The organism is Neorhizobium lilium, assembly GCF_004053875.1.
Lineage (GTDB): Bacteria > Pseudomonadota > Alphaproteobacteria > Rhizobiales > Rhizobiaceae > Neorhizobium > Neorhizobium lilii.
This window is the reverse complement of record NZ_SBIP01000003.1, coordinates 538,931-555,578: the sequence shown is the minus strand read 5'-3', so window position 1 is coordinate 555,578 and position 16,648 is coordinate 538,931. Positions and strand designations below refer to the sequence as shown.

Here is a 16,648-nt window from a genome sequence, read left to right as displayed (position 1 = left end):
GTTAACCATAAGCGCTGAGATTGCTTCCAGTACGGAGCGCCCGCTCGGTGCAGCAGGTGGGCATGAAGCCGCCCGACGCCGCCAGATGTTTGGCAAAATTCCCTTACTATTCAAGGATCATGCCGATGTCCGACGCCATCACCACCAGCTATATCCAGAGCGCGCTTCAGACCCTGTTGTTCGTGAATGATTCGCTGGAGAAGACGCAGAAGGCGACCTCCAGCGGCTACAAGATCAATTCTCCGGCCGACAATGCGAGCTACTGGTCGGTCGCCAACTCCATGACTTCGGACAAAAATATCCTCAGCAGCGTCAGTGATGCGCTGAGCCTCGGCACGTCGAAAGTCGACGCCGCTTATTCCGCCGTCTCGTCCTCGATCGACGTCGTCAACCAGATCATCAGCCAGTTGGCGACGGCCAAGGAAGACGGTGTCAATAAGGCCACCGTTAACGGAACCCTGAGCGACCTGAAGTCGAGTCTTACCTCCCTGATCCGTTCGGCCTCCTTCGGCAGTGACAACTGGCTCTACAATACGTCGGATGCTCCCGCCGGCCAGAAATCCGTGCCCGTCTACTTTCAGAGAAACGTGGCTGGCGCAGTCTCCCTCTCCTATGCCTCTTTCGACGCCTCCGCCTCGACGCTGATCGACACGGCCGATGCGAGCCGTGGCCTGCTCACCGGCGATATCGACGCCAGCACGCTTTCGGGCGATACCTCCTCGACCCCTCCGAGAAACTACTACCTCATCGATGCCGGATCCACGGCCCCAGCCACCGGTTCACCTATCGCCCTGACGGACAGCACGACCCCGGCCGATATCGACGACATGGTTAGCGTCATGAACGTGATCCGGACCCGCCTCACAACAATGGGTTCAACCCTGGGCACCATGTCCAACCGCATCGACGCACAGGGCAGCTTCATTTCCGGCCTGTCGGACGTGTTCGACAAGAGCGTTTCGCATCTCATCGACGCGGATATGGAAGAGGAATCGACGAAGCTGTCAGCCTATCAGGCGCAGCAGCAATTATCGTCGCAGATCCTGGGAATGGCCAACACGCATCTGCAGAGCCTGTCCACCCTGTTCAGGTGATATAGGCAAGGCTCCTGCTCGAAATCACATGGCAACAGGGCTTGGAGACCGGGAGCAGGCTACAGCATGTCGCGTAAAACTGTGTATCGGTGTTGCGTCAACCACATGCGGTAAAGCAGAGACTTAAGGCGTGGGAAGCGAATCTGAAAGATCGCGACACGCCTTAGATCTTGTATCCCGCTTGCCCCACAACGTTTCCAGCCGCTTACTTTTCGCTTTCGTAGGTCTCGCCGGACGAGGTGATGATGACCCACTTGCCGTTCTTCTGAGTGAGGGCCGCAAGGCGGCTGTTGTCCGGCAGGATGGAGCCCGTCTGCACGATATACATGCCGTTGCCGTCCTCAATCATGGCACGGCCATTGGCGACGTGGAGGAGCCGGAAGCCGGACCGCCCCGGAAAGGGCTGCTGCGTTCCGATCTCGCCCTTCTGATCGTCGCCGGCCTTCGGCACGGTTGCCGTCACGAGCATGTCGGACTGGTCCGGCGTATCGGCCGGCGCGCGGGTCATCGCCATGGCTGGAACTTCAACGACATCCCGATGGCGGAAGCTGCGCGCATCGCGAAGTTGCTCCCAGCCATCGATGCTGACGCCGAACTTTTCCTGGTTCAGAAAGACGTACCAGGGAAATAGCGCAGCAGCGATCGCAAGAACCGCCGCTCCGCCCTTCATGGTCAGTTCGCCCCGGCTGCTTTCCTTCTGGAAAGGCCTCGTCTTCGTGCGCCGGACAGATGTCTTCTGGCTTTGGTGAGTTTTCATCGTTTTGCAGCCATTGGACCCCCACCCGCGGCCACGTTGCGCAATGCAATTGCCAGTTCGGCATAGGCATCGGCGACGGACTTGTCGGCGGGGGTCTGCTTCAGGGTTTCATAGATCGCGGGCACCTGCTTGACCGCCATATCGAGATCGGCATCGGTCCCAGGGCGGTAGCCACCGATGAGGCGAAGATCCCGCGTCTCTTCGTAGCGGTGCATGAGCGTCTTCAACCGCATGACGAGACGCTCCTGGTCCGGCGTCCACGCCTTGCGGGCCAGTCGCGAGATGGACGCCAGCGGATTGATGGGCGGGTATCGCCCTTCGTCGGCCAGGCTGCGTTCCAGGACGATATGGCCGTCGAGAATGCCACGCGTCGAATCCGAGACGGGGTCGTTGTGGTTGTCGCCGTCCACCAGAACAGAGATGATGGCGGTGATCGTGCCGCTTCCCTCAAGACCTGGGCCCGCCCGCTCCAGCAATTTCGGGAGTTCGGTGAAGACTGAAGCCGGATAGCCGCGAGAAATTGGCAGCTCACCGCTGGCGATGGCGACTTCGCGCACGGCATGGGCAAAACGCGTCACGCTGTCGGCGATGAACAGCACGTTCTCGCCCTGGTCGCGAAAATGTTCGGCGATCGTCATGGCAACGAGCGGCGCCATCTTGCGCAGCATGGGGCTCTCGTCACTCGTGGCGACCACGGCAATGGACTTGCGCATGTTTTCACCGAGCGTGTCTTCGATGAACTCGCGGACTTCGCGGCCGCGTTCGCCGACAAGCGCGATGACGACCCGGTCGAAGGCATCGGCGCTTGCCAGCATGGACAGAAGCGTTGACTTGCCGACGCCTGAGCCCGCGAAAATGCCGAGGCGCTGGCCATAACAGAGCGGCGTGAAGATATCGATCGCCTTGACGCCCGTCCGGAAACCCTTGTCGACACGACGGCGAGACATGGATGCCGGCGCCGTGCTGACGATCGACCGACCCTTGCCCCCCTGTACCAGCGGGCCTTTTCCATCGATGGGCCGGCACAAGGCGTCGATCGCCCTGCCGCACCAGTCATCGTGAGGAGACACCTTGAACTCGCCGATCCGCAGAACGCTGTCGCGGATGCTGATCGGTTCGCCCGGCTCGATCGCGCAAACCAGGACCTGGCCCGATTCGACCTTGATCACCTGGCCCAGATGGGTGCCGGCCTTACTGCAATGCTCGACGAAATCGCCGAGCCGGACATGTCTGGAAAGCCCGCTGACCGCGTAATGCGTGGCGGAAATCGCAGTAACCACGCCCCCCGCAGTGACGCAAAAATCGGGATCCGCCTGACGCGCGACAATGGCTGCCAGATGGTTCAGCTTGTCGAGAGGGCTCCGAATACCTGGGTTCACGGTCATGTCCTACCCCGGCCCCGGCTCTACTGGCTGCCGCCCAAGGTCTTGATGGCATCCGTGAAAGTGTTCTCCGTGGAGCTCATCAGGGACGAGATGCTTTCGAAATTGCGGTTGACCGAAATGAGCTGCGTCATCTCGCCGATGCCGTTGACGTTCGACTGCTCGATATAGCCCTGGAGGATGCCGACATCCTTATTGTCCACCACCGGCTGCGCGCCGCCCGATGGCAGGACGCCGCTGTTGTCATACCGCAGGAAGCCCTTCGACAGGTCTGCCTGGAAGAGCCCGATGGAAGCCACAGCCTTGCCGTTCTGGAAGATACGCCCGTCGACGCCGACCGAAGGCGGGCCAGCGGTGCGGTCCAGTTGGATCGGTCCACCACCAGCGTCCAGCACAGGGTAACCGCGAATGGACAGGAGCTCGCCCGTTTCCGCCATGGTAAAGCGCCCGTCGCGGGTCAGCACTTGGCCCGACGGCGTATCCAGAGCAAGCCAGGCATCGCCTTTGACGGCGAAATCGAGGGGATTGCCCGTCTGCTGCATTTCGCCCGCACGCGTCGATAGATAGTCGTTGCCTTGAGAAACGAAGGAAACCGAGGCCGAGATATTGTTGTCGATGTTCGACACCAGTTGGTCGAATTTGACTTCCGTCGCACGAAACCCGACCGTGTTCATGTTGGCCATGTTGTCAGCGATAGTGTTCAGCCGGCGTTCAAGCGCCATCTGCGCGGATATACCAACATAAATACCCGATTGCATTGATGGATCTCCTAGGAAGAAGCCTCCTCCCATCGAGGAAGCATCGAGCGGCCTGAACCGGCCATGCGCGATCCAACCAAAGATTGCTTGCGTGAGGCTGATGACGGGATCCGGCGCTTTCATGGGAGGCGCAAGCCAGCTTCACGCAAGGCAGCCCCCGTATTTCTCCGGACGGCTGAAGTGACGTCGGACATGGATAAATATGACAATAATTCTGGGTTTCGTGATTACGATAGGCTGTGTGCTCGGCGGCTTCATGGCCATGGGCGGTCACCTGAACGTATTGGTCCAACCGTTCGAGCTCATGATCATCGGGGGCGCCGGGCTCGGCGGCTTCATCATGGCCAATCCGATGAAGGTGGTTAAGGACTCGGGCAAGGCAGTCGGCGAGGCCTTCAAGTTCGCGGTTCCCAAGGATCGCGAATATCTCGACATCCTGGGCGTGCTCTACGCCTTGATGCGCGACCTGCGCACCAAGCCGCGCAACGAGATCGAAGCGCATATCGACAATCCGGACGAATCCTCGATCTTCCAGAACGCCCCGACGGTTCTGAAGAACAAGCATCTGACCGTTTTCATCTGTGACTATGTCCGTCTCATCATTATCGGCAACGCAAGATCCCACGAAATCGAAGCGTTGATGGACGAAGAGCTGGAGACGATGCTGTCCGATAAGCTCAAGCCTTATCACGCCATTACGGCCATGGGCGATTCCTTCCCGGCGATCGGCATCGTGGCGGCCGTGCTCGGCGTCATCAAGGCCATGGGCAAGATCAACGAATCGCCTGAAGTTCTCGGCGGCCTGATCGGCGCGGCGCTCGTCGGCACCATGCTGGGCATCGTGCTGTCCTACTGTATCTGCAACCCGCTCACCTCGCAGATCAAGATCGTCCGCACCAAGCAGCATCGCCTCTACACGATCGTGAAGCAGACCCTGATCGCCTACATGAACGGCTCCGTGCCGCAGGTTGCGCTGGAGTACGGCCGCAAGACCATCGGCAACGGCGATCGTCCGTCGATCGATGCGGTGGAGCAGGAAATGATGAACCCCGGCGGCGAAAGCAAGGCGGCTTAATTCATGGCAAAGCAACCGACCAAAGCACATCCGCCAATAGACCGGGTCGTCCTGGCCCGCCTGACGGGCCATCTGGGCGACGCAAAGACCGTGGCGCGTTGCTGCACCGACGTCGCAAGCCTCGAATGTCTGTTGCTCGGCGACATGCTCCGCGAAGAGATGCAGGTCGATCTCGACCTGGAATATCTGGATCACCAATCCGGCCTGAATTCGACGATCGTTGCGGGGCTCGGGTCCGGCTACACGCTCTCCAGCGTCAGCCTGCGCAACTGGTGTCACCACTTCATCGTCGGCGTGAAGAACAATCTGCCGATCGCCATGATCGCGCAGCTTCTGGGCGATCCCGCACCTCAATCCGGCGAAGGTGAGAGCCGAACGCTGTCCTCCATCGAGAACGATGTCGCCGCTTTGCTGCTGGCCAGGGTCGTCAGCGTCCTCAGATGCGGACTGAAGGTTCCGGGCGATTACGAGCCTGTGGTTTCCGACCCCTTCCCCGCGGGGCACTACGCGCAGCACGCGGTCGATGTCGAAGACGATTTTGTCGCAGCCGTGCGTCTTCAGGCCAATCTCGGTGAGCTCGAAAGCGAAATCGTCATCCTCATTCCGCAGAGCGTGCTGCTGAAGACGACGATTACCAGGCCGACCCCGCAGCTGAGCGACGGCCGCACGAACCAGGACGAGCAGCTGAGCGACCGCGTGCTTCGTTCGCAGGTCGATCTCTGCGCGCGAATCAAGCTGACGCCGCTCAAGCTAAGTTCGATTGCCAGGCTGCGACCGGGCGTGACGATCCCCTTCGAGGACATCGGCGAGGTCAGCGTAGACATGGATGCCAATGGCAGAACCATGTATCGTTGCGAATTCGGCCGTTCCGGCGACAGTTATTCGGTGAAGGTGAAATCCAATGCCAACCCCGATGGAAATACCCTCAAACAAATTCTTAATATTTAACCCTGTCTGATCGGCAACGGCAGCCTCAGATAAGTTTCGACGTGGATAATGGCTTATGGCTAGAAAACCGACGGTTAAAAACGACATCATTGAAGATCCGGTCGCGTCCAGCAGTCTGGATCTCGAGAGCGCGATCGACGACCTGCGCGGTGCGCTGAAGGCGGACGAGGAAGGCACCCTTCTTCCTTCGGACGCAGACGCCTTCTCTGCCGAAGCTCCGAGCTTCGGCGGCGACTTCGGTGCAGACGACCTCAGCACGTCCTTCGGCGAAGCCTCGCCATTCGACGACGCATCTCCCTTTGGCGGTGCTTCGGCGTTCGGGGATACGGCTGCTCCTTCAATGGGCGCCGGTTCTTCCCATGGCGACAGCGAAGAAAACTACGGCCTGGAAGCCAACCATGAACTGATCATGGACATCCCAATCGATGTCCAGATCGTTCTCGGGTCCAGCCGGATGCCGGTCAAAGGCCTCATGAACCTCAAGGAAGGCACCACCGTCACGCTGGACAAGAAGATTGGCGAACCGGTTGACATCACGGTCAACGGCCGCCTGATCGCCCGCGGCGAGATCACCCTCCTGGAAGACGACGATACCCGTTTCGGCGTCAAGGTCACTGAATTGTCAGGAGCCTCAAAAGGCTAGATGTTTTAGCAATTTAGGAAAAGCCCATGATGGACTTTGATAGCTTCAGTGACAATCTGCCCTCTTCACCGCTTTCGAAATCCGAGAAAGCGGCGGCCGTTCTCCTTGCAATGGGAACTGGCGTGGCAGGGAAGCTCCTTAAGTATTTTACCCAAGCCGAACTGCAAAACATCGTTGCGACCGCGCAGACGCTGCGGGTCATCCCGCCCGATGAGCTGATTTCCCTCGTCAACGAATTCGAAGACCTCTTCACCGAGGGCACCGGCCTCATGGACAATGCCATGGCCATCGAACGCATTTTGGACGAGGGTCTCACGCCGGAAGAAGTCGATGGCTTGCTCGGCCGCCGGACAGCCTTCCAGGCATACGAGGATTCGAACTGGGACCGCCTGCAGGAGGCCGAGCCCGCCTTCATCTGCAAGCATCTCGCCAAGGAACATCCGCAGACGATCGCCTATATCCTATCTCAGCTGCCGTCCGCTTTCGGCGCCAAGATCCTGATGGAACTGCCAGAGGCGCTGCGCGCGGATATCATGAAGCGCGCCGTCAACCTGAAGAACGTCAACCCGCAGGCTGCGCAGATCATCGAAAAGCGGATCGCACAGCTGGTCGAAGAGATCGAATCGGAAAAGAACTCCACAGGCCCGGTCAAGGTCGCCGACCTGATGAACCAGCTCGAAAAGCCTCAGGTCGACTCGCTCCTCGAATCGCTGGAGCAGGTCAGCCAGGAAGCAGCGCAGAAGGTTCGCCCGAAGATCTTCCTCTTCGAGGACCTCATGGTCATGCCGCAGCGCAGCCGCGTCATGCTGCTCAACGACATTGCCGCCGACATCCTTACAATGGCGCTCAAGGGTTCCTCGAACGAAGTCCGGGAATGTGTGCTATCCTGCATGAGTCCGCGTCAGCGCCGCATGATCGAATCGGATCTCGCGGCCGGCGGACCGATCAATCCACGGGAAGTCGCCGTGGCGCGCCGGGCCGTCTCGCAGGAGGCAATCCGGCTGGCCAATTCCGGCCAGATCGAACTCAAGGAAAAGGAAGCGCCGGCCGCGGACAAGGCTGCTTGATCGCCTGACTTTACGTTGGCGCCGGACTTTTGGCGGCGCCTCCGCAGTATCGCGCGGTTCTCGCCCGATTTCGCCGACCAAGCGCCAGACCTCAAACCGGGGATGGAGAGCAAATCTTGCACAAGCGTATATTGATGGTAGGTGCCGGGCTGTCCGGAGCCGTGATTGGAAGAAAACTGGCCGAAGCTGGCCATTCCATCGTCGTTTGCGACGAACGGAACCATGTTGCCGGCAACTGCTATACGGAGCGTGACAAGGACACAGGCGTCCTGGTCCATGTCTACGGTCCGCATATTTTCCATACGGATGATGAGGAAGTCTGGTCCTACGTCAACCGGTACGAAACATTCATGCCCTTCGTGAACCGGGTCAAGACCACGAGCGGCGGCCGGGTTTTTCTTCTCCCGGTAAACCTTCACACGATAAACCAGTTCTTCGACAAGACGCTGAGGCCCGACGAGGCGCGCGATTTCATCACTTCGATCGCCGACAACTCCATTGAAGAGCCCAAGACCTTCGAAGAGCAGGCGCTGAAGTTCGTCGGACGCGACCTCTACGAGGCCTTCTTCAAGGGATATACTGTCAAGCAGTGGGGATGTTCTCCCACCGAACTGCCCGCCAGCATCCTGAAGCGCCTGCCTGTACGCTTCAACTATGACGACAACTACTTCTTCCATCGGTTTCAAGGAATGCCCGAGAACGGCTATACCGGCATGGTGGAGAAGATCCTCGACCACGAACGGATCGAACTAAGGCTCGGCCACCGCTTCACACGGGCGGAAAGCGAAGCCTTCGACCATATCTTCTACTCCGGGCCTCTGGACGGGTATTTCGATTTCGAACTTGGCCGGCTCGGCTATCGCACGCTGGATTTCGAGCGTTTCTACTACGATGGCGACTATCAGGGCTGCGCCGTCATGAACTATGGCGACCTCGAAGTTCCCTATACCCGCATCACCGAACACAAGCATTTCTCTCCCTGGGAAAAGCATGAGAAGAGTGTCTGCTATCGGGAATTCTCGCGTGCCTGCGAAGAAGGGGATATCCCTTACTACCCGATCCGCATGGCCGACGAAAAGGCTCTGCTGCAGCGCTACGTGGAGCGGGCTTCACAGGAGCAGAAGGTCACCTTTGTCGGGCGCCTGGGAACCTATCGCTACCTCGACATGGATGTGACGATCCGAGAAGGCCTGGATACGGCGGATGCCTATCTCCGCTCGCTGGCAGCACAGCAGCCCTTAGGTTCCTTCTTCGTCAACCCGTAAATGGGAACCCGCCACAGGCTAACGCGGATTGCAGGGCGGGTAAGGCACATCTTGTGCCTCCGCTTTACGCACAGGTAAGCACAGCTTTCGGGAGACCGCTAGTGATGATTCTTCCCATTCTCCCTCCATCAGCAAATAAGTTTTATCTTATCTTTGGCCGGCTGCCGGACGGCATGCTGTAAATAAGCTTTATTGTAGGTCTTCTTATCGATCACTTGTCGGATCTGGCACAGTACAAGCGTCTTGCTTGCTTGAAGCGGCCGAAAACGAAACTGTCACAGTGCATTAACTCAAAATTAAATGGTCAACCGGTAAATTCCGAGTATCGCGAATTGGTTTGATCCTTCGGTTGCACCGCCAGGGCCAGGCAACTACATATTCGCATTGATCGGCGTGGGGGTCAGAGCCACTACCAGCTCTGGAAGCATGATGTCCTCCCCGTGCGCAGGCTCGTTCGAGCCATGTCTCACTAAATGTCTTGACTGACAAAATGCCTGAGTTGTGTCGCCGAGTGCGTCCGGCTGCGTGGGCAGTTTGTTGGCGGGTGCATCACGCACCCGAGGTTCTTCGGAGATTGTTAGCTCCGGGCATCCGCGGACAGGGGAACGCGTACGTGATCAACCAGCACCGAGGGCGCACTAGATGACTTCCATTATTCCTTCTTTGACCGTCAACCAGATAAAGTCGATGTCGGCGACGACCATCGCTTCGTTGACGACGGCCGACGTCGCCGCATTGAGCTCCACGCAGCTCAAGGTACTCTCCTCCGCGCAGGTCGCGGCCCTGGAGACCGATGACATTCTCGCACTCAGCTCCACGCAGCTGGGCAACCTCTCCGCCGCCGCAGTCGTTGGCCTTTCAGCCGACCAGATCGCGGTTCTTTCCACAGCGCAGATCACCGGCCTTTCCTCCCTGCAGGTGACCGCGCTGTACACTAGCCAGATCGACGCCCTTGACAGCAGTCAGGTGGAAGCTCTTTCCAGCGTACAGATCGCTGCTCTGGGCTCTGCCGCCCTGCACGCTCTGTCGACCGATGACCTGGCAACCTTCTCGACGGACGAAGTCGCAGCGATCAGCAGCAAGGCTCTCGCAGGTCTCTCCACCGAAAGCGTTGCTTCGCTGGGCTCCGACAAAATCGCTGCTCTGAAGTCTTCGCAGGTTGCAGCTCTGAGCACCGGTCAGATTGCAGCGCTCTCGACGGATCAGGTAACCGCCCTGCAGTCCGGTCAGATCGCAGCCCTCAGCTCCAAGCAGATCGCCGCCATCAGCACTGACAGCGTTGCTGTCCTGACCACAGACCAGGTCGCCGGCCTGAAGTCCACTCAGATTGCCGCTCTGACCACGGCACAGGTCGGAGCTCTAACCTCGGAACAGGCTGAAGCCCTGACGAGCGTCCAGATCGGCGCCCTCAGCTCCGCAGCGCTAAACGCCTTCTCGACGGACGAGATCGCAACCTTCACGACGGACGAAGTCGCTGCCATCAGCACCAAGGCCCTCTCCGGTCTCTCCACCGGCGACCTTGCTGCTCTGTCCACCGACAAGATCGCAGCCTTGAAGTCCGCCCAGATCGCAGCCCTGTCGACCTCTCAGGTCGCCTCGCTTTCGACCGACCAGGTCATGGCACTGCAGTCCGGTCAGCTCGGAGCTCTTAACTCCAAGCAGGTTGCCGCTCTCACCACCGATAATGTTGCAGTCCTCACCACCGACCAGATCGCTGGCCTGAAGTCGACACAGCTCACCGCCCTGACGACAGCTCAGGTCGAAGCCCTGACCTCGGAACAGGCTCAAGCCCTGACCAGCCTCCAGATCGGCGCTCTCAGCTCGGCAGCGCTCAACGCCTTGTCGACCGATGACCTGGCAACCTTCTCCACGGATGAAATTGCTGCCATCAGCGTGAAGGCTCTCGCCGGTCTTTCCACCGGAGACCTCGCTTCGCTGAGCACCGACAAGATCGCTGCCCTGAAATCCACTCAGATCGCAGCTCTGACGACGTCCCAGGTCGCATCGCTCTCGACCGATCAGGTCATAGCGCTACAGTCCGGACAGCTCGGCGCTCTGTCCTCAAAGCAGATCGCTGCCATCAGCACCGACAGTGTTGCAGTCCTCACCACCGACCAGATTGCTGGCTTGAAGTCCACTCAGGTCTCCGCCCTGACGACCGGCCAGCTTGATGCTCTGACCTCGGAACAGGCCGACGCCCTGACCAGCGTACAGATCGGCGCCCTTAGCTCGGCGTCCCTGGGTGCCCTGTCCTCGGACGACATCGCAACCTTCTCGACGGACGAAGTCGCCGCGATCAGCAGCAAGGCTCTTGCAGGTCTCGCGACCGAAGACCTTGCCGCTCTCAGCACCGACAAGATCGCCGCCCTGAAGTCCTCGCAGATCGCTGCCCTCAGCACCAGCCTGCTGGCTGCCCTCAGCACCGATCAGGCGGTCGCTCTTCAGTCCGGTCAGCTTGCAGCCCTCAGCTCCAAGCAGATCAGCGCGCTCAGCGCTGACGACGTCGCCGTGCTGACGACGGATCAGATCGCCGGCCTGAAGTCCGCTCAGGTTGCCGCTCTGACCACGGCACAGGTCGATGCTCTGACGGCCGACCAGGCCCAGGCTCTGACAAGCGTCCAGATCGGCGCTCTCAGCTCCGCAGCGCTCAACGCCTTCTCGACCGACGAGATCGCAACCTTCTCGACTGACGAAGTCGCTGCCATCAGCACCAAGGCCCTCTCCGGTCTCTCCACCGACGACCTTGCTGCTCTGTCCACCGACAAGATCGCAGCCTTGAAGTCCGCCCAGATCGCAGCCCTGTCGACCTCTCAGGTTGCCTCGCTTTCGACCGACCAGGTCATGGCACTGCAGTCCGGTCAGCTCGGAGCTCTTAACTCCAAGCAGGTTGCCGCTCTCACCACCGACAATGTCGCAGTGCTCACCACTGACCAAATCGCTGGTTTGAAGTCGGCACAGCTCACTGCCCTGACGACCGCTCAGGTCGAAGCCCTGAACAGCGATCAGGCTCAAGCGCTGACCAGCGATCAGATCAGCGCCCTCAGCGCTGCAGCACTCAATACCTTCTCGACCGACGAACTTGCTACCTTCTCCACGGATGAAATTGCCGCCATCAGCACCAAGGCAATCATTGGTCTCTCGACCGCTGAACTGGCTTCGCTGAGCACGGACAAGATCGCCGCCCTGAAGTCTTCGCAGGTCGCCGTCCTGACGACATCTCAGATCGCCGCCATCTCGACCGACCAGGTTACCGCCCTGCAGTCCGGACAGCTCGGCGCTCTGAGCTCGAAGCAGATCAGCGCACTCACCACTGACAGTGTGGCGCTTCTCACAACGGACCAGATCGTCGCTCTGAAGTCCACTCAGGTGGCTGCTCTGACCACGGCTCAGGTCGAAGCCCTGACCACGGATCAGGCCGGCGCCCTGACGAGCGTCCAGATCGGCGCCCTTAGCTCGGCGTCCCTGGGTGCTTTGTCCACGGACGGCATCGCAACCTTCTCGACTGACGAAGTCGCCGCGATCAGCATCAAGGCCCTTGGTGGTCTTTCTACTGGAGACGTTGCTTCGCTCACCACCGACAAGATCGCCGCCCTGAAGTCCACCCAGATCGCTGCCCTGAGCACCGCTCAGATCGCCGCGCTCAACACGGATCAGGCCATGGCGCTGCAGTCTACCCAGATCCAGGCTCTGAGCTCTTCTCAGATCGCTGCTCTGTCGACTGACGATGTTGCAGTACTTGGCACCGACCTGATCGCCGGTCTGAAGTCCACTCAGGTTGCAGCCCTGACGACGGCCCAGGTCGACGCTCTGACGGCCGACCAGGCCCAGGCTCTGACAAGCGTCCAGATCGGCGCTCTCAGCTCCGCAGCCCTCCACGCCTTCTCGACCGACGACATCGCGTCCTTCTCTTCGGACGAGATAGCGGCCATCAGCATCAAGGCTCTCCCGGGTCTGTCCACGGACGACATCCTTGCTCTGTCATCTGACAAGATTGCCGCAATGACGACCGCACAGATCGGCGCCCTGAGCAACGACCAGGTAGCCGCGGTTATCGCAGCCTACGCATCGGTCTGAGACGATCAATAAACCAAAGGGCGGCGCGTTCATCAACGCGCCGCCCTTTTCTATTTCCGCTTTTACGCCCGCCCAAAACACAACAAGCCCTACGCAAGCTAGCTTCGGTAATCAGTTACTGACGCCTTAGATCGCCGGATCCAGCATCGGCTGCCTTGCAACGGGACCTTCATGAACGCCAACATCGCATCTGCATCCGCTCAGACCTCGGCCTTCAACAATATCCTTGAGAAGGCGAAGAACCAGCAGCTATCGCTGAGCGATCTGTTTCAGGTAGCCGAGGCCCTGACCTCCAGCGGACAGCAGGCGCAGGCCGCGGAGGCTTATAAGACCTGGATCGCGTTCAATGATACCAATCCCCTGCTGCATATGGCCTATTTCAATTATTCCGTCACGTTACGGCAGCTCGGCGATCTCGCCGGCGCCATTCAGGCGCTGCGGGCCGCCAGCAAGATCGACGAAAGGTTCGGTCCTGCCTATATCAATCTCGGGCGCGCGCTCGAGGATTGCGGGCTGATCGATCAGGCGGTTCAGCAGTGGCGCACCTTTGCAGGGGTCACCAGCGACGTGACCCCGGACCGGATCAGCAACCGGCTGATGAGCCTGCAGCATATTGGCCGCGTTCTCGAAGCAGCCGGTCGTCTGGAAGAGGCCGAGACGGCTCTCTGGCAGGCGATAGAGCTACAGCCGACCAAGACCGAAGCCGGCCAGCATTGGAGCGCGCTGCGCCAGCGGCAGTGCAAATGGCCGGTCCTGATTGCCTCCACGCATGTCACGGCCCGGCAGCTGCTGGACGCCATGTCTCCCCTCACCCTGTCCTGCTATTCGGACGACCCGATCTTCCAGCTCGCCAAGGCATATCGCTACAACAAGCAGCTGGTTGGCACCCGCCTCGACCTAAGCGGTTTCCCCCGAAAGACGCCGAAGCTGAAGACCGGCACGGTTGAGCGGCTGCGCGTCGGATACGTCTCTTCGGATCTGCGTGACCATGCCGTGGGCTTTGCGCTTCGTGAAGTGCTCGAACTCCACGATAAGAGCAGCGTCGAGATCTTTGCGTACTACTGTGGCGAGCCGCGCACCAACGACGTGACGCAGGACCGCATCAGGGCCGCAGTCGATGGCTGGCGCGATATCCGCACCATGAGCGATATCGACGCGGCCAAGCTGATCAGTTCGGACGAGATCGACATTCTGGTCGATGTCAACGGCTATACCAAGCATGCGCGTACCAAGATCTTCGCCTATCGCCCGGCGCCGGTGATCGTGAACTTCTGCGGCTATCCCGGCACGATGGGCAGCCCGTTCCACCAATATATGATTGCGGACGATTACATCGTTCCTGCCCAGAACGAAGTCTATTACACGGAAAAACTCTTCCGGATCGCCTGCAACCAGCCGCTGGACCGCAAGCGGGTGATTGCCGAGACGCCGACCCGGACGGCAGCCGGCCTTCCCGAGGATGCTTTCGTCTACGCTTGCTTCAACGGCATGCAGAAGATAACCGGCAACTGCTTCAATCGCTGGATGGAGATCCTGAAGGCAACACCGGCGAGCGTTCTATGGCTGCTGGCGGGGGACGAAGACGCCAATATGCGTCTGCGCCAACTCGCCGAACAGCAGGGTGTTGCGCCGGACCGGATCATTTTCGCGCCGAAGGCCCCGAACGCGCACCATCTCGCACGCATTGCCGTCGCCGATCTCTTCCTCGATACCTTCCCCTATGGCGCTCATTCCACTGCTGCGGACGCCATCACCATGGGTCTGCCCATCCTGACCATGCCCGGCAATGGTTTTGCGTCGCGCTTCTGCGGCAGCATCATCTCGGCGGCGGGCATTCCGGAGATGGCCTGCACCAGCGCCGCGCAATATGTCGAACGGGCGATCGGCTTTGCCCGTGACCGCCAGAGCCTGCTTGCGATCCGCCGGTCCCTGGCTGAGCAGCGCGAAACCAGCGTGCTGCGCGACATGCCTGGCCTAGCGCGCCGCCTGGAGGAAATCTTCTGGGACATGCAGGGCGAATGCGAGCGAGGCGAAACGCCGGTTCCCGATCTTCGCAACCTCGACCTCTACTACGAGATCGGCGCGGAACTGGTGCTGGAGAACATCGAGTTCGAGGACAGCGCTGCCTATCGCAAGCGCTACCTCAAGAAGCTTGCACAGGCGCATGACTATGCCGCCATCCCCTTCGACACCCGCCTGTGGCCGGAGGCGAAGGCCTGACCGGCCCAAGCTTGACTTGATTCCTGAAGCGCCCGCGGCAGGCCGCGGGTAGAGACCTACCACCCTCGCCAAAGGTGACTGCATTGAAACCCGTCGTCCTCGTTACATTTGCCGGTCGGCAAAAAAGAATGGAAATCCTCACGCGATACATCCGCCGGGCCATGCAGGACGGGATCATCGACGAGTGGCATATCTGGGACTTCACGCGCTCGCGGGAAGACCATGACTGGGTCACGCGCGAGTTCGGCCCGGTCCGCCTGATGCGCGACAAGGTGCCTTACCAGACGAAGGGCGAGGTATCGCGCCGGTCTCCCTTCAGGACCAGCGTCAAGATCGAGCACGATCTGCATATCGCGCTCGTGCCGAACGACGGGAGCGATCACTGCTATGAATTCGCAATCGGAGGCTGGAAGAATACCTATTCCGCGCTGCGCAAACTGAACCTGGCCGACTTGTCCGTCTTCGACCGCACGGAAGAAACAATGGTCTGGAACCGCTCGACCCCGGGCGTTCTTTCGGCCGGCGTGGCCAACCAGATCGTCCTCAGCCTGGATGTGGATGGCGCTCCGACGCTCTTTGTCAACGATGTCATGATCGGGCGGTGGCCGGAGATCAAGCTCAGCGCCGGCGCCTCCGTTTCGATCCGGGGCGGCTGGGGCGCCGACCTGGAACTATGCGATGTCTCGGCTCCGGTGCGACGCTATATCGGCAACCCGATGGAGCCCATGCCTTTCTGGCAGGCCTATGACTACTATTCCCGCCGCATCCCGGAATTCGCCGACACGCTCTTCCTGAAGTGCGACGACGACATCGTCTACATGGACATCGAGAAGCTAAGCGACTTCGTCGAATTCCGGCGCGCCAACCCGAAATACTTCATCGTATCCGCCAATGTCGTGAACAACGGCGTCTGCGCTTATTGGCAGCAGGTGGCCGGCTTGCTGCCGTCCGCCCTGGGCGACTTCGAGCGGCCGCCAGGCGGCTTCGGCGGCACTCTTTGGCAGAGCCCGCAACGAGCGGCGCAGTTGCACGACTTCTTCCTCGCCAAGGAAAACAAGTATATGCCGCTGACCCAACCCGTGATCGACTGGACGGAGCGTCAGTCGATCAACTTCATCGCCTGGCTGGGCAAGGATCTTCTGCACATGTCCGGCCTGACGCGGGACGACGAGCACGCGCTTTCGGTGGAGATCCCGACTTTCCTCGACCGCCCGACGGCTATCTATTCGGATTTCGTCGTCAGTCACCTAAGCTTCGGGCCGCAGGAACGAGGTCTGGACGTCGAGCCGTTGATCGAGGGTTACGAGGCGCTGATGCGCGCGAAAATCCCCGCCTGAGAACCTTCAGCGATGGGAGAACCGCCTC

Annotated in this window: 12 protein-coding genes; 9 read left to right on the top strand and 3 right to left on the bottom strand. The window is 60.1% G+C overall.

Going from position 1 to position 16,648, the window contains the following annotated elements; all coding sequences use genetic code 11:
- Positions 1-125: 125 nt before the first annotated feature.
- The gene (locus tag EPK99_RS15185; RefSeq protein WP_164901782.1) at positions 126-1,094 is read left to right on the top strand and encodes a flagellin N-terminal helical domain-containing protein; all 969 of its coding nucleotides are present in this window, start codon (positions 126-128) and stop codon (positions 1,092-1,094) included.
- Between the two features lie 205 nt (positions 1,095-1,299).
- On the opposite strand, the gene EPK99_RS15180 is transcribed toward EPK99_RS15185, so the two are convergent.
- The 3 genes from EPK99_RS15180 to flgF are packed head-to-tail and all read right to left on the bottom strand — an operon-like array spanning position 1,300 to position 3,991.
- Positions 1,300-1,851, bottom strand: coding sequence for a flagellar protein (locus tag EPK99_RS15180; RefSeq protein ID WP_245582432.1), 552 nt, complete (start codon positions 1,849-1,851; stop codon positions 1,300-1,302).
- Positions 1,848-3,236, bottom strand: a complete 1,389-nt coding sequence (gene fliI / locus EPK99_RS15175) for a flagellar protein export ATPase FliI (protein ID WP_128443916.1) — start codon at positions 3,234-3,236, stop codon at positions 1,848-1,850. Before fliI ends, EPK99_RS15180 begins: the two co-directional genes overlap by 4 nt.
- 20 nt (positions 3,237-3,256) lie before the next feature.
- Positions 3,257-3,991, bottom strand: a complete 735-nt coding sequence (gene flgF / locus EPK99_RS15170) for a flagellar basal-body rod protein FlgF (protein WP_128443915.1) — start codon at positions 3,989-3,991, stop codon at positions 3,257-3,259.
- 202 nt (positions 3,992-4,193) lie between these two features.
- On the opposite strand from flgF, the gene motA reads away from it, so the two are divergent.
- The 8 genes from motA (at position 4,194) to EPK99_RS15130 (ending at position 16,620) form a co-directional block, all read left to right on the top strand.
- A complete protein-coding gene (gene motA, locus EPK99_RS15165) occupies positions 4,194-5,066 on the top strand; it encodes a flagellar motor stator protein MotA (protein ID WP_128443914.1) in 873 nt (290 codons plus the stop codon).
- Between the two features lie 3 nt (positions 5,067-5,069).
- Positions 5,070-6,014: a FliM/FliN family flagellar motor switch protein gene (locus EPK99_RS15160; protein WP_128443913.1), complete on the top strand. Its 945-nt coding sequence runs from the start codon at positions 5,070-5,072 to the stop codon at positions 6,012-6,014.
- 55 nt (positions 6,015-6,069) lie between these two features.
- Positions 6,070-6,657: a flagellar motor switch protein FliN gene (gene fliN, locus EPK99_RS15155; RefSeq protein WP_128443912.1), complete on the top strand. Its 588-nt coding sequence runs from the start codon at positions 6,070-6,072 to the stop codon at positions 6,655-6,657.
- 26 nt (positions 6,658-6,683) lie between these two features.
- The gene (gene fliG, locus EPK99_RS15150) at positions 6,684-7,724 is read left to right on the top strand and encodes a flagellar motor switch protein FliG (protein WP_128443911.1); all 1,041 of its coding nucleotides are present in this window, start codon (positions 6,684-6,686) and stop codon (positions 7,722-7,724) included.
- Between the two features lie 134 nt (positions 7,725-7,858).
- The gene (gene glf, locus EPK99_RS15145) at positions 7,859-8,989 is read left to right on the top strand and encodes a UDP-galactopyranose mutase (RefSeq protein WP_128444242.1); all 1,131 of its coding nucleotides are present in this window, start codon (positions 7,859-7,861) and stop codon (positions 8,987-8,989) included.
- 642 nt (positions 8,990-9,631) lie between these two features.
- Positions 9,632-13,063: a beta strand repeat-containing protein gene (locus EPK99_RS15140; protein ID WP_128443910.1), complete on the top strand. Its 3,432-nt coding sequence runs from the start codon at positions 9,632-9,634 to the stop codon at positions 13,061-13,063.
- Positions 13,064-13,234: 171 nt separating this feature from the next.
- Complete coding sequence (locus tag EPK99_RS15135; RefSeq protein ID WP_128443909.1) at positions 13,235-15,283, top strand: O-linked N-acetylglucosamine transferase, SPINDLY family protein; 2,049 nt, start codon at positions 13,235-13,237, stop codon at positions 15,281-15,283.
- A gap of 128 nt (positions 15,284-15,411) precedes the next feature.
- Positions 15,412-16,620: a DUF6250 domain-containing protein gene (locus EPK99_RS15130; RefSeq protein ID WP_245582431.1), complete on the top strand. Its 1,209-nt coding sequence runs from the start codon at positions 15,412-15,414 to the stop codon at positions 16,618-16,620.
- The last annotated feature ends 28 nt before the right edge of the window (positions 16,621-16,648 follow it).

Coding starts and splice junctions, on each gene's coding strand:
- EPK99_RS15185 (WP_164901782.1), top strand. CDS start 126: ATGTCCGACGCCATCACCACCAGCTATATCCAGAGCGCGCTTCAGACC.
- EPK99_RS15180 (WP_245582432.1), bottom strand. CDS start 1,851: ATGAAAACTCACCAAAGCCAGAAGACATCTGTCCGGCGCACGAAGACG.
- fliI (WP_128443916.1), bottom strand. CDS start 3,236: ATGACCGTGAACCCAGGTATTCGGAGCCCTCTCGACAAGCTGAACCAT.
- flgF (WP_128443915.1), bottom strand. CDS start 3,991: ATGCAATCGGGTATTTATGTTGGTATATCCGCGCAGATGGCGCTTGAA.
- motA (WP_128443914.1), top strand. CDS start 4,194: ATGACAATAATTCTGGGTTTCGTGATTACGATAGGCTGTGTGCTCGGC.
- EPK99_RS15160 (WP_128443913.1), top strand. CDS start 5,070: ATGGCAAAGCAACCGACCAAAGCACATCCGCCAATAGACCGGGTCGTC.
- fliN (WP_128443912.1), top strand. CDS start 6,070: ATGGCTAGAAAACCGACGGTTAAAAACGACATCATTGAAGATCCGGTC.
- fliG (WP_128443911.1), top strand. CDS start 6,684: ATGATGGACTTTGATAGCTTCAGTGACAATCTGCCCTCTTCACCGCTT.
- glf (WP_128444242.1), top strand. CDS start 7,859: ATGGTAGGTGCCGGGCTGTCCGGAGCCGTGATTGGAAGAAAACTGGCC.
- EPK99_RS15140 (WP_128443910.1), top strand. CDS start 9,632: ATGACTTCCATTATTCCTTCTTTGACCGTCAACCAGATAAAGTCGATG.
- EPK99_RS15135 (WP_128443909.1), top strand. CDS start 13,235: ATGAACGCCAACATCGCATCTGCATCCGCTCAGACCTCGGCCTTCAAC.
- EPK99_RS15130 (WP_245582431.1), top strand. CDS start 15,412: ATGGAAATCCTCACGCGATACATCCGCCGGGCCATGCAGGACGGGATC.